The sequence below is a fragment of the Kitasatospora sp. NPDC036755 genome (assembly GCF_040636595.1).
Classification (GTDB): Bacteria; Actinomycetota; Actinomycetes; order Streptomycetales; family Streptomycetaceae; genus Kitasatospora.
Window position 1 is genome coordinate 1 of sequence record NZ_JBEZUT010000264.1, and the last position, 12,676, is coordinate 12,676.

Below are 12,676 nucleotides of genomic sequence, written 5' to 3' on the forward strand. Positions count from 1 at the left end.
TTGGCACCAGCAGCAGCGTCACCAGCGCGCAGCCCGACTTCAGCCTGCTGAGCGGCGCCCACTGGACCCGTCACTACGACGGTACCGCGTGCTGGTCCGCGAGCCGCAGGTCAACGCCTGGTACGTGTTGCGCGACGGCCGGGTGCTGCCGCTGGACGACGAGGCCCGGCGCTCGGTGGGCGCGGGCGGGGTCACGCTGGCCGCGTACCAGCAGCTGGTGCACCAGAGGTACGGGGACAAGCTGCCCGGCTCGGCGTACGACCGGGCGGGCAAGGGCGGCGGCTACGAGGCGGACGGCGCCGCGGCGGCGTCGCAGACCGTAGCCGGGCCGCAGTCCGTGTCCGTGGCGGAAGCCTCGGGCGGAGGTTCGGTGCTGCCGGCCGTGACGGCCGCGGCCGCCCTCGGGGCCACCGCGCTGGTGGGCGCGGGCGCCGTGCTGCGGCGGAGGGCGGGCATCCGCCGCGGCTGACGCCGGACGGCGGACAGCGAGCGGGCGCCGCAGGGCGCCGGAGGGCGCCGGAGGGGCGTCGGAGGGCGCCGGAGGGGCGTCGGAGGGGCCGTCGACCGGAGGGTCGGTGGCCCCTCCGGCGTTCTCGGTGCCGCCGTGGGGGCGTCCGCACCGCGCAAGTCCGGCTACGCTCCGTGATGTGTCCAGGAAGTGCCGCTTCCGCACAAGGAATTGACGCAACGTTGATCTGTCGTTCGCCGCCCCGGGGCAGTCGGCCATGACTGTCGGTAGATACCATGTGGCAATCGGTCAGTGCTGGCCGACGCGTGCCGAGAGCGGAGAAGAGGTGGGGCGGCGGGAGCCGACCACGAGCCCGGCACCGGGAAAGGGGACCGAGGTGGCCGACGCGGACGACAAGCAGACGAGCGCCCAGCTGTGGGGTTCGGCGATGGTGGTGGGCTCTGCGCTGGCCGTGGTCGCGGCCTATCTGATCAACGGCGCCCTGCTGGTGCTGGCGGTCGCCGGGGTGGAGACCCTGCTGCTCATGGTCTACGTCGCCCGCCGCTGGCGCGCGCTGCACGGCGGGTCGGCCCCGGTGCGGCACCGTCCGCGCCGCGGCGGCCCGGACGCCGCGCACTGCGAGCGCTGCCGCCGGGCCCGCGAGGCGCTGGACGCCCGGCAGGCGCGGGCCCGCTCGGCCGGCTCGCCCCGCGAGTCCTATGCGTCCTATGAGTCCCCCGGTTCCTACGGTTCCCCGGGTTCCCCGGGTTCCCACGGGTCCCCCGAGTCCGAGGGATCCCACGGGCCGTACGGGCCGCACGGCTCCCATGACCCGCACCGCCAGTCGCACGGTGAGCAGCACCACGCCCACGGCGAGCAGCACGGCGAGCTCCACCACGCCCACGGGCCACTGCTGGACCAGGGTTCGCCGTCGGAGTCCGGCGCCGCCGACCACGGGTCCTACCCGCGCCGCCCGCAGATCCGGGCCCCGTACGAGCGGCCCTGGACGGCCGAACGGGCGGCCGTCCGGTCCGTGGACCGTGCGACCGCCCGCCGGGGTGCGCCGGGATCAGCCGGCCGTGCTGTACGCCACCAGTGAGACGCCGACGTACTGGACGATGAACGCGCCCAGCGTGAAGGCGTGGAACACCTCGTGGAACCCGAACCAGCGGGGTGAGGGGTCGGGGCGCTTGAGCCCGTACACCACGCCGCCGATGCTGTAGAGCACTCCGCCGACGATCATCAGCACCAGGACGGCGACCCCGCCGGTGCGCAGGAAGTCCGGCAGGAAGAAGGCGGCGGCCCAGCCCAGCGCGAGGTACACCGGTGTGTACAGCCAGCGCGGTGCGCCGACCCAGAACACCCGGAACGCGATCCCGGCCAGCGCGCCGCCCCAGACCGCCCAGAGCAGCACCTGCTGGGCGGCGCCCTTGAGCAGCAGCATCGTGAACGGCGTGTAGGTGCCCGCGATGATCAGGAAGATGTTCGCGTGGTCCAGCCGGCGCAGCACGGCGTCCCCGCGCGGGCCCCAGTCGAAGCGGTGGTACACCGCGCTGACCCCGAACAGCAGCCAGGCGCTGACCGAGTAGATCGCGCAGGCGATCTTGGCGGGGGTGGAGTCGGCCAGGCAGATCAGCACGATCCCGGCGGCCACCGTGGCGGGGAACATCCCGGCGTGCAGCCAGCCGCGCCACTTCGGCTTGCTCTCCGTGAGTGCACTCTCCGCGAGCGCAGCAGCAGTCATGCGCAGCATGCTACCCGCTACCTACGGCTCCGTAGGTTACTCATGCGTAGGAAGTGGCGATCGTCACTGTTAGACGTTTTGGAGTAATTGGAGTGTGGCCCCGCACACTCCGTCGGCTGCGCGGACGGCGTGTTACCGGTGGGTAATCGTACTGGCTGGAGTAAAAGGTCCGTCAATTTCGACGCTTCGCCGCGTTCTGGCCTTGAGTCCGGAGCTACGCTGCAAGCACCCTCAGACCCCCGCGACGCCATCTCCTCGCCGAGATGGCGTGAAACGGAGCGATCGTGTCGTACGAGATCTCTGCTCTCAGCGCATCCGCGCCCACCCACCACAAGCAGCTGCTCGCTTGGGTGAGCGAGATCGCCGAGCTCACCCAGCCGGACCGCATCGAGTGGTGCGACGGTTCCGACGAGGAGTACCAGCGCCTCGCGGACCTGCTGGTGGCTCAGGGCACCTTCAAGAAGCTCAACGAGGAGAAGCGCCCCAACTCCTACTACGCCGCCTCCGACCCCTCGGACGTGGCGCGCGTGGAGGACCGCACCTTCATCTGCTCCGAGCAGGAGAAGGACGCCGGACCGACCAACCACTGGAAGGCCCCCGCCGAGATGCGGGAGATCTTCCAGGGCGAGCAGGGACTCTTCCGCGGCGCGATGAAGGGCCGCACGATGTACGTCGTGCCCTTCTCGATGGGCCCGGTCGGCTCCCCGCTGGCCGCGTACGGCGTCGAGATCACCGACTCCGCCTACGTCGCCGTCTCCATGCGCGTGATGACCCGAATGGGCCAGGCCGTGCTGGACCAGCTCGGCGAGGACGGCGACTTCGTCAAGGCCGTGCACACCGTCGGCGCCCCGCTGGCCGAGGGCCAGGCGGACGTGCCGTGGCCGTGCAACAGCACCAAGTACATCTCGCACTTCCCGGAGACCAAGGAGATCTGGTCCTACGGCTCGGGCTACGGCGGCAACGCCCTGCTCGGCAAGAAGTGCTACGCGCTGCGCATCGCCTCGACCATGGCCCGTGACGAGGGCTGGCTGGCCGAGCACATGCTCATCCTGAAGCTCACCCCGCCGAACGGCGAGGCCAAGTACGTCGCCGCCGCCTTCCCGTCCGCCTGCGGCAAGACCAACCTGGCCATGCTCCAGCCGACCGTCCCGGGCTGGAAGGTCGAGACGATCGGCGACGACATCGCCTGGATGCGCTTCAACAAGGAGGACGGCCGCCTCTACGCGATCAACCCCGAGGCCGGCTTCTTCGGCGTCGCCCCCGGCACCGGCGTGGACACCAACGCCAACGCCATCGACACCCTCTGGGGCAACACCGTCTTCACCAACGTCGCCCTCACCGACGACGGCGACGTGTGGTGGGAGGGCCTCACCGAGGAGCCCCCGGCGCACCTGACCGACTGGCGCGGCAACGACTGGACCCCCGAGTCCGGCACCCCGGCCGCCCACCCGAACGCCCGCTTCGCCGTCCCGGCCGCGCAGTGCCCGACCATCGCCCCGGAGTGGGAGGACCAGGCGGGCGTGCCGATCTCGGCGATCCTGTTCGGCGGCCGCCGCGCCACCGCCGTCCCGCTGGTGACCGAGTCCTTCGACTGGCAGCACGGCGTCTTCCTGGGCGCCAACATCGCCTCCGAGAAGACCGCCGCCGCCGAGGGCACCGTCGGCGAGCTGCGTCGCGACCCGTTCGCGATGCTGCCGTTCTGCGGCTACAACATGGGTGACTACTTCGCCCACTGGCTGAAGGTCGGCGCCCAGGCGGACGCCGCCAAGCTGCCGAAGATCTACTACGTCAACTGGTTCCGCAAGGACGCCGAGGGCAAGTTCGTCTGGCCCGGCTACGGCGAGAACAGCCGCGTGCTCAAGTGGATCGTCGAGCGCCTGGAGGGGACCGGCGAGGGCGTCGAGACCCCGATCGGCGTGCTGCCGACCGTCGAGGGCTTCGACCTCGGCGACCTGGACCTCTCCAAGGAGGACCTCGACCTGCTCTTCACCGTGGACGCCGACATCTGGCGCCAGGAGGCCGCGCTCGTGCCGGCCCACCTGGAGACCTTCGGCGACCACACCCCCAAGGAGCTGTGGGACGAGTACCGGAACCTCGTCGCGCGTCTCGGCTGAGCCTGAGCCTCAGCCGGGAGAGAGGCGGGCGCGCGGCACGAACCGCGCGCCCCGCCGAGCGGCAGGACGGCCGGAGTTCCGCCGGGCGATTTTCCCCCGACCAAGGAGATCGCCCGGGCCGGAGCTCCGGCCGTAGTGTTTTTCCCGCCCGTCGGGATTCCCCGCCCGACCGGGGCAGGAAAGCCCCGCCCGACCGGGGCAGGAAGGCCCCGCCCGACCGGGGCAGGAGGGCGGGCGGGCCGACGGGCCGACGGGCTACGGCTGGACGTAACCGCCCAGGAAGTCGCCGATCCGGGTCACCGCGTCGGTGATCTCCTCCGCCCGGGGCAGCGTGACCAGCCGGAAGTGGTCCGGCTCGGGCCAGTTGAAGCCGGTGCCCTGGACCAGCAGGATGCGCTGGGACCGCAGCAGGTCCAGCACCATCCGGGCGTCGTCCTTGATCTTGTGGACCTTGGGGTCCATCCGGGGAAAGGCGTACAGCGCGCCCTTCGGCTTGACGCAGCTGACCCCCGGGATCTGGTTGAGCAGCTCGTACGCGGCGTCGCGCGAGGCGTGCAGCCGGCCGCCGGGCAGCACCAGGTCGCGGATCGACTGCCGTCCGCCGAGTGCGGCGGCCACCGCGTGCTGAGCGGGCATGTTGGCGCACAGCCGCATCGAGGCGAGCACGGTCAGGCCCTCGATGTAGCTGCGGGCCCGGTTCCGGTCGCCGGACAGCACCATCCAGCCGGAGCGGAAGCCCGCGACCCGGTACGCCTTGGACAGCCCGTTGAAGGTGACGCAGAAGAGGTCCGGGGCCAGGGTGGCCAGCGGGACGTGCTCGGCGTCGTCGTAGAGGATCTTGTCGTAGATCTCGTCGGCGTAGACCACCAGGTCGTGCCGACGGGCGATCTCCGTGATGCCCTCCAGCACCTCGCGCGGGTAGACCGCGCCGGTCGGGTTGTTCGGGTTGATCACCACGATGGCCCTGGTCCGGTCGGTGACCCTGGCCTCGATGTCGGCGAGGTCCGGGTACCACTCGGACTGCTCGTCGCAGCGGTAGTGCACCGCGGTGCCGCCGGCCAGCGAGACCGAGGCGGTCCACAGCGGGTAGTCCGGGGCCGGGACGAGCACCTCGTCGCCGTCGTCCAGCAGCGCGGTCATGGCCAGCTGGATCAGTTCGGAGACGCCGTTGCCGAGGAAGACGTCGTCGACCGAGAGGCCGTGCAGCCCGCGGTCCTCGTAGTGCATGACCACCGCGCGGCGGGCGGAGAGCAGGCCCTTGGAGTCGCCGTAGCCGTGCGCGTTGGACAGGTTGCGCAGGATGTCCTGGAGGATCTCCGGGGGCGCCTCGAAACCGAAGGTGGCCGGGTTGCCGGTGTTGAGCTTGAGGATGCGGTGGCCCTGTTCCTCCAGCCGCATCGCCTCGTCGAGCACCGGACCGCGGATGTCGTAGCAGACATTGGCGAGCTTGCTGGACTGGATGACCTGCATGTCCGCCTACTTTAGGGGTACGGAGGGGCCGTGCGGCGGGCCTTCGCGGGGGTGGTTCCGAGGCCCCCCAGGACCCCCTTCGATCGGCAGGCGCGGGTGGCGGGCGGCCTTCCGAAGCAGCGCTCGGATGTCCGGAATGCCCCTGTGTGCGAGGAGCGTCGCCGTGCCGTCGTACGGAACGAGACGGACGGCACACCGCCGGCGCGGGAGGATGAGCCGGTTGCGTCGGTCGAGGAGGGGGTGCGCCGGTGGTCCCGGTCGTGGTCGCGGCGGTGCTGGTCGGTCTTCTGGCGGCTCCGCTGCTGCGCGCTCTGATCGCCCGGTTCGCGGTGCCGGAGGGAGAGCCCTGGTGCGACGACTGCCCGTCCTGCGGGCGCCGGGTGCGCCTGCTGCCGCCGACCGGGCGCTGCCCGGGCTGCCGGGAGCGGCTGGGTGCCGGCCCCTGGACGGTGGAGGCGGTCGCGGCGGCGGTCGCCGTCGCGGTGGCGTACGCGGCGGACCGGTTGCTGGTGGTGACCGTGGCGCTGGCGTGGGCGGCGGCGCTCGGCGTGGTGCTCGGCTTCGTCGACGCGCGGGTGCGCCGGCTGCCGTACCGGCTGACCGTGCCGCTGCTCGGCGGGGTGGCCGCGCTGCTGCTGTCGGCGGTGGCGGCCGCGGGGCCGGGGGCCGCGCTGCGCTGCCTGCTGGTCGCGCTCACGGTCGGGGGCGTGCTCGAACTGGCCGTCTGGCTGGGGGCTCTGGGCCCCGGGGACTCCCCGCTCGGGCTCGCCCTGGGCGGGCTGCTCGGCTGGTTCGGCTGGTCGGTGGCGCTCGGCGGGCTCTTCGCCGCGACGGTGCTCGCCGGGCTCTGGGGCACCGTGCGGGCGGCCGCGGCGCTGGCCCGCCGCCGCCCGGTGCGCGGACTGGACCTTCCGGTCGGCCCGTTCCTGCTGCTCGGTGCGCTCACCGCGGTCCTGGCGCGGTGAGCGCACCGGCCGGGGCCGCTCACGGGCCCGTCCCCTATAAAGCGCCGCTCACGGGCCCGTCCCCTATAAAGAGGGGACAGGGAAGACGGAAGGGCCCGCCGCACCGGTCGGTGCGACGGGCCCCGCCGCCGACGCGCAGGCCCCACCCTCAAGGAGCGGCGCGCCGGGGGAGTTGGGCTCTGGTGGCCGTGGCAGCCGGCGTGGGCCTCGTGGCGCGTGCCCGGTGCCGTGGCCGAGTGCCGTTACGGCATCTTGTGGACGAACGGGCCGACCGCGTTGGAGAAGGCGTTGCCGTTGTTGGCGTCCCAGTTGGTCGACCAGGTCATGGCACCGCGGATGGTCGGCCACTTGGCCGGCGGCACGAAGCTGCCGCAGTTGTTGCCCGTAGCCAGGCAGTCCAGCGCGTTGTTCACCACGGTCGGCGAGACGTAGCCGCCGCCCGCCGCCCGGGTGGAGGCCGGGACGCCGATGCCCACCTGGTCCGGCCGCAGGCCGCCCTGGATCTGGGTGCAGACCTGCGAGGTGATGAAGTCGATGGTGCCCTGGGTGTAGACCTTGCCGTCGCAGCCGTTCATGCCGCCCGAGTTGTAGAACTGGGTGTTGACGACGGTGAGGATGTCCTTGGTCTTCAGCGCCAGCTGGAAGTAGGCGCCGGAGGTGTTGTACATCCCGATGGTCTCGGGGGCCATGGTCAGGACGAAGCCGGGGCCGACCTTGGCCTGCAGGGCGTGCAGCGCGTCGCCGAGCGGGCCGGCCTGGACGCCGTTCTCCAGGTCGACGTCGATGCCGTCGAAGCCGTAGTCCTTGATGATCGCGTAGGCGCTGTTGACGAAGTTGGCGCCGGCGGTGGCGTCCCCGACGGTGATCGCGCCGTTTTGGCCGCCGATGGAGAGGATGACCTTCTTGCCGGCCGCCTGCTTGGCCTTGACGTCGGCGCGGAACTGGGCGTCGGTGTAGCCGCCGAGCGCCTTGGACAGGCCCGGGTCCAGGGTGAAGCTGATCGCGCCGGTCCTGGTGGGCACGGCGTCGGCGAAGGACACCGCGATGATGTCGTACGCGCTCTGGACGTCGCTCAGCCGCTGCACGGTCGAGTTGTTGTCGAAGTTCTGCCAGTACCCGGTGACGGCGTGGGCGGGCAGGCCGGTGACCGGCGGGGTGGTGCTGGTGGGCGTCGCGGTGGGGGTCGGCGTCGCGGTCTGGGTGGCGGTCGCGGTGGGGGTGGGGGTCGCCGTCGCGGTGGGCGTCGCGGTCGCCGTGGGGGAGGCGGTGGCGGTCGGCGTGGGGGTGGGGGTCGCGGTCGGCGACGGGGTGCCGGTGCCGCCGGGGCCGATCAGCGCGACGTCGTCGGCCAGGTAGGCGCTCTGGCCGTACCAGCCGTGCAGGTAGACGGTGACGCTGGTGGCGTTCGCCCCGGTGGTGAAGGTGGTGGACAGCTGGTTCCAGCTGTTCTGGTTCGACCAGGCGGACGGGTCGGTGCCACCGGTGCCGCGCGCCCCCAGGTAGACGTACGGGCCCTGGACCCAGGCGCTCAGCGTGTAGCTGGTGTTGGGCAGCACGCTGATGGTCTGGCTGCACTCGGCGGTGTCCCCGGCGCCCGGGGTGGCCTGGAGCGCGCCGGTGCCGGAGTGGACCGGGGAGGACACCGTGGTCGCGGCTCCGGCGCAGGTCCAGCCGCCGAGCCCGCCGTCGAAGCCGCCGTTGGAGACCAGGTTGCCGACCGCGGCGCTGGCGCCGCCGGCGAACAGTGCGAGGCCGCCGCCGGCCAGGGCGAGGGCGGTGGCGCCGGCCGCGACGGCCGGGAGGGGGCTGCGCCGGCGCTTGTGCGAGGGCTGGTTCAGCGTACGGGCCATGGGGTGACGCTCCTGGGGGAGGAGCGGCCGCCGCGGTGGGGGGCGCGGCGGCCGCGTGTGGGGGAGGGGAGGTCCGAAGTGAGCCTGCGGGGCGGAGCAGGAGGATCGTTCCGTCCCGGATCAAAAGCTGGACTAGACCATTGCTGGTCGTCAAGCACCGGACGAACGGCTTACGGTTCCGTTAAGGATTCGGAGACCGTTCCGTGTCCGCGTCCCGCGCGCCCCGCGGCGGCCCCGCCGCCCCCTCGGACGCCCCCCGACACGCCCGCCGCAACAGACTTCGTACAGGACTGTGACAAGACCGCTACCTGCGGCTTTACCGTGCATCTGTGCGCCGGAGTAGGCTGCGCCGGGGGCGGTGACGCACCAGTTGCAACGAGTACGGAGGGGCCGGGAAACATGGGTCTGCGCGATGTCGTCGAGAGGACGCCGGGACTGCGCACCCTGCTCGGCGGGATGTACGGGCTCTACGGCCGACGCGTCGAGGTCCACCTCGAGAGCACCCCGCGCCACATCGGCGTGATCCTGGACGGCAACCGCCGCTGGGCCAAGGCGGCGGGCGGCTCCACCGCGTACGGCCACCAGCGCGGCGCCGACAAGATCAGCGAGTTCCTCGGCTGGTGCGACGAGACCCACGTCAAGGTCGTCACCCTCTGGATGCTCTCCACCGACAACCTGGACCGCCCGGCCGACGAGCTCGTCCCGCTGCTCGGCATCATCGAGGACGCCGTCACCGGCCTGGCCGCCGCCCGCCGCTGGCGGGTCAACCCGGTCGGCGCGCTGGACCTGCTGCCGCAGCACACCGCCGACGTGCTCAAGCGGGCCGCCGACCGGACCGCCGACATCGACGGGATAACGGTCAACGTCGCGGTCGGCTACGGCGGCCGGCACGAGATCGCCGACGCCGTCCGCTCGCTGCTCCAGGAGCAGGCCGGACGCGGCACCTCGATCGAGGAACTGGCCGAGATCCTGACCGTCGAGCACATCGCCGAGCACCTGTACACCCGCAACCAGCCCGACCCGGACCTGATCATCCGCACCTCGGGCGAGCAGCGGCTGTCCGGCTTCCTGCTCTGGCAGAGCGCCCACAGCGAGTTCTACTTCTGCGAGGCGTACTGGCCGGCCTTCCGCAAGGTCGACTTCCTGCGCGCCCTGCGCGCGTACGAGCAGCGCCACCGGCGGCTGGGGCTGTAGCTCCGCACTCCGGCGGGTCCGCGGCGCGCCGGGCGCGCCCGACCGCCCGGTGGGTCCGCGGCGCGGAGCGCCCTCGCCACCCCGGCCGCCCGGCGGAAATGACCGCCGTAGGCCTGGCCTACCCGGCGCCCGCGCGAGGCCAAACGTTCACCGGCAATGATCCGTCAGTTCGCCGGGGGCGCGAATGCACCGCTCCCCGCCTGGGAATACTCCAGTCAGTCCGGCCCCGAGGCCACCGGGGCAGCGGGGGCCGGCTGGACGCGGATGACGCAGGGTCATCCGCTCTGGAGGCCTAGTGGTCAGTTCCAAGAGCCGCCGGACACCAGACCGGCGCACGTACGTTCTCGACACCAGCGTGCTCCTGGCGGACCCGCTCGCCATGACCCGCTTCGAGGAGCACGAGGTCGTCCTCCCGGTGGTGGTCGTCACCGAGCTGGAGGCCAAGCGGCACCACCCGGAGCTGGGCTACTTCGCCCGCCAGGCGCTGCGGCTGCTCGACGACTACCGCATCCGCCACGGCCGGCTCGACGAGCCGATCCCGGTCGGCGAGCTCGGCGGCACCATCCGGGTCGAGCTCAACCACTCCGACGTGTCGATACTGCCGGTCGGCTACCGGGCCGGCGGCGGGGAGGCGGACACCCGGATCCTCGCGGTCGCCCGCAACCTCCAGGCCGAGGGCTACGACGTCACCGTCGTGTCCAAGGACCTGCCGCTGCGGATCAAGGCCAGCTCGGTGGGCCTGCTCGCCGAGGAGTACCGGGCGGAGCTGGCGATCACCTCGGGCTGGACGGGCATGTCCGAACTGCACGTCCCGGCCGACCAGGTGGACGCGCTGTTCTCGGCCGGCCACGACGGCGGGGTGGACGTGGACGGGGCCGCCGAACTGCCCGTCCACACCGGGCTGGTGCTGACCTCGGAGCGCGGCCGCGCGCTCGGCCGGGTCACCGGCGACGGCCGGGTGCGGCTGGTGCGCGGCGAGCGCGAGGCGTTCGGGCTGCGCGGGCGCAGCGCCGAGCAGCGGGTGGCGCTGGACCTGCTGCTCGACCCGGAGATCGGGATCGTCTCGATGGGCGGCCGGGCCGGCACCGGGAAGTCGGCGCTGGCGCTGTGCGCGGGGCTGGAGGCGGTGCTGGAGCGGAGGCAGCACCGCAAGGTGATGGTCTTCCGGCCGCTGTACGCGGTCGGCGGGCAGGAGCTGGGCTACCTGCCCGGTTCCGAGGCGGAGAAGATGGGCCCCTGGGCGCAGGCGGTCTTCGACACCCTCTCCGCCGTCACCACCCCGGACGTGATCGAGGAGGTCATCTCCCGCGGGATGCTGGAGGTGCTGCCGCTGACCCACATCCGGGGGCGCTCGCTGCACGACGCCTTCGTGATCGTGGACGAGGCGCAGTCGCTGGAGCGGAACGTCCTGCTGACGGTGCTGTCCCGGATCGGCCAGGGTTCGCGGGTGGTGCTCACCCACGACGTGGCGCAGCGGGACAACCTCCGGGTGGGCCGCTACGACGGCGTGGTGGCGGTGGTGGAGAAGCTGAAGGGTCATCCGCTCTTCGCCCACATCACGCTCACCCGCTCGGAGCGCTCGCCGATCGCGGCGCTGGTCACGGAGATGCTGGAGGACATCCACCCGTGAGCCGGCCGCGGTAGGGCATAGTCGGACAATACGGTCAACTCGTGACCGGGGGCCTGTTCCTGAGGGAGCGGGCCCCATCCGTTTCATCACATCGAGTGCTTTCCGTCCGGGGAACCGCCGTGCGGTGAATGTGACATGCGCCACGTGGACGGGAATTGCGTCGACAGTGCCCGGTGCGGCATGGTGAGGGTTCTGTCAGGCCCCGCGTACGGCGCGGCAGGGCTCCCGGACTCCGTGAGTCAGGCCCCGGAAGGTCCGCCAACTCCGGTCGGTGGACGCACAATTGAACACAGTTGAGCCGTACGCCGCCCGATTCCAACGCCCGGTCGCCTCACCTCGGCCGGACGCCGGGCCAGCACCTCCCGTGACCAGAGCACCGTGCGGAGGTCCGTGCCAAGGGGCATGTTGCGCCCGTACGGTCACGCGTGGGCGATGCTGGAAGGAATCCATGTGACTCGGATCTCGGTCCGGGGAGTCGCTGTGGCCTCCGCCACCGCCGTCACCGCTGTCGGTGCCGTCGTGGGCATGGCCTCGGGCAGCGAGGGCAAGACGACGCAGACGGTCGACGTCGCCGGCGCGACCCTGCTTGCCGAAGTCCCCTCTGGCGCCCAGGCGCAGACCATCAGTGACAACATCGGCCAGCAGGCATCCGCCCAGCAGGCCTCCGCCGACGCCGCCGCCAAGGCCGCCGCGGAGCAGAAGGCCGCCGAGGAGGCCGCGCGCCAGCAGGCCGCCGCGGACGCCCAGGCGAAGGCCGATGCCCAGGCCAAGGCCGACGCGGAGAAGGCCGCCAAGGCCGCGGACGACAAGCGCAAGGCCGACGAGGCCGCCGCGAACCGCTCCAAGGCCCGTTCCGCGATGACCGCGGTGGAGGACAGCGCGCCGGCCGTCTCGGTCAGCCCCGGCTCGGTCCAGGACCTGGCCCGGCAGATCGTCGGCAACGACGCGCAGTTCCAGTGCTTCAGCCAGATCGTGAAGCGCGAGAGCGGCTGGGACTACACCGCGACCAACAAGAGCTCCGGCGCCTACGGCCTGGTCCAGGCGCTGCCCGGCACCAAGATGGCCTCGGCCGGTGCCGACTGGAGGACCAACCCGGCCACCCAGATCAAGTGGGGCGTCGGCTACATGAACTCCCGCTACGGCAGCCCCTGTGGCGCGTGGTCGTTCTGGCAGGCCCACAACTGGTACTAGGAACGGCCGCCGCTCCGGCGGCGCGGTTCCGCACGGCCCCGGCCGCGGGGCCCGGCGGGGGGGGGGGGCC

9 protein-coding genes and 1 pseudogene are annotated in these 12,676 nt (G+C 72.2%); 7 read left to right on the forward strand and 3 right to left on the reverse strand.

Translation table 11 applies throughout. The features are described from left to right. Both AB0E96_RS30415 and AB0E96_RS30420 read left to right on the forward strand, forming a co-directional pair. Positions 1 to 469 (forward strand): annotated as a pseudogene (locus tag AB0E96_RS30415) (hypothetical protein); the annotation flags it as partial. 376 nt (positions 470 to 845) lie between these two features. Beyond that, entirely contained in the window at positions 846 to 1,547 is a 702-nt protein-coding gene (locus AB0E96_RS30420) for a hypothetical protein (RefSeq protein ID WP_359828992.1), read from the forward strand. Here AB0E96_RS30420 and AB0E96_RS30425 read toward each other — a convergent pair. After that, entirely contained in the window at positions 1,518 to 2,201 is a 684-nt protein-coding gene (locus tag AB0E96_RS30425) for a hemolysin III family protein (protein WP_359828993.1), read from the reverse strand. The genes AB0E96_RS30420 and AB0E96_RS30425 overlap by 30 nt on opposite strands. Before the next feature lie 275 nt (positions 2,202 to 2,476). On the opposite strand from AB0E96_RS30425, the gene AB0E96_RS30430 reads away from it, so the two are divergent. Next, positions 2,477 to 4,306, forward strand: a complete 1,830-nt coding sequence (locus tag AB0E96_RS30430) for a phosphoenolpyruvate carboxykinase (GTP) (RefSeq protein ID WP_359828994.1) — start codon at positions 2,477 to 2,479, stop codon at positions 4,304 to 4,306. Between the two features lie 255 nt (positions 4,307 to 4,561). On the opposite strand, the gene AB0E96_RS30435 is transcribed toward AB0E96_RS30430, so the two are convergent. Beyond that, a complete protein-coding gene (locus AB0E96_RS30435) occupies positions 4,562 to 5,776 on the reverse strand; it encodes a pyridoxal phosphate-dependent aminotransferase (RefSeq protein WP_359828995.1) in 1,215 nt (404 codons plus the stop codon). Positions 5,777 to 6,024: 248 nt separating this feature from the next. Here AB0E96_RS30435 and AB0E96_RS30440 point away from each other — a divergent pair, with 248 nt between their 5' ends. Then, a complete protein-coding gene (locus AB0E96_RS30440) occupies positions 6,025 to 6,741 on the forward strand; it encodes a prepilin peptidase (protein ID WP_359828996.1) in 717 nt (238 codons plus the stop codon). A 242-nt stretch (positions 6,742 to 6,983) separates the two neighbouring features. On the opposite strand, the gene AB0E96_RS30445 is transcribed toward AB0E96_RS30440, so the two are convergent. Further along, positions 6,984 to 8,591 carry a glycosyl hydrolase family 18 protein gene (locus AB0E96_RS30445; protein WP_359828997.1) on the reverse strand — a complete coding sequence of 536 codons (1,608 nt, stop codon included), beginning with the start codon at positions 8,589 to 8,591 and terminating at the stop codon, positions 6,984 to 6,986. 399 nt (positions 8,592 to 8,990) lie between these two features. On the opposite strand from AB0E96_RS30445, the gene AB0E96_RS30450 reads away from it, so the two are divergent. From AB0E96_RS30450 to AB0E96_RS30460, 3 genes are all read left to right on the forward strand, one after another. Next, a complete protein-coding gene (locus AB0E96_RS30450) occupies positions 8,991 to 9,785 on the forward strand; it encodes an isoprenyl transferase (RefSeq protein ID WP_359828998.1) in 795 nt (264 codons plus the stop codon). Positions 9,786 to 10,080: 295 nt separating this feature from the next. Further along, positions 10,081 to 11,415 carry a PhoH family protein gene (locus AB0E96_RS30455; RefSeq protein WP_359828999.1) on the forward strand — a complete coding sequence of 445 codons (1,335 nt, stop codon included), beginning with the start codon at positions 10,081 to 10,083 and terminating at the stop codon, positions 11,413 to 11,415. Positions 11,416 to 11,847: 432 nt separating this feature from the next. Next, entirely contained in the window at positions 11,848 to 12,606 is a 759-nt protein-coding gene (locus AB0E96_RS30460; protein ID WP_359829000.1) for a transglycosylase SLT domain-containing protein, read from the forward strand. Positions 12,607 to 12,676 lie beyond the last annotated feature (70 nt).

Coding starts and splice junctions, on each gene's coding strand:
- AB0E96_RS30435 (WP_359828995.1), bottom strand. CDS start 5,776: ATGCAGGTCATCCAGTCCAGCAAGCTCGCCAATGTCTGCTACGACATC.
- AB0E96_RS30445 (WP_359828997.1), bottom strand. CDS start 8,591: ATGGCCCGTACGCTGAACCAGCCCTCGCACAAGCGCCGGCGCAGCCCC.
- AB0E96_RS30460 (WP_359829000.1), top strand. CDS start 11,848: ATGCTGGAAGGAATCCATGTGACTCGGATCTCGGTCCGGGGAGTCGCT.
- AB0E96_RS30450 (WP_359828998.1), top strand. CDS start 8,991: ATGGGTCTGCGCGATGTCGTCGAGAGGACGCCGGGACTGCGCACCCTG.
- AB0E96_RS30425 (WP_359828993.1), bottom strand. CDS start 2,201: ATGCTGCGCATGACTGCTGCTGCGCTCGCGGAGAGTGCACTCACGGAG.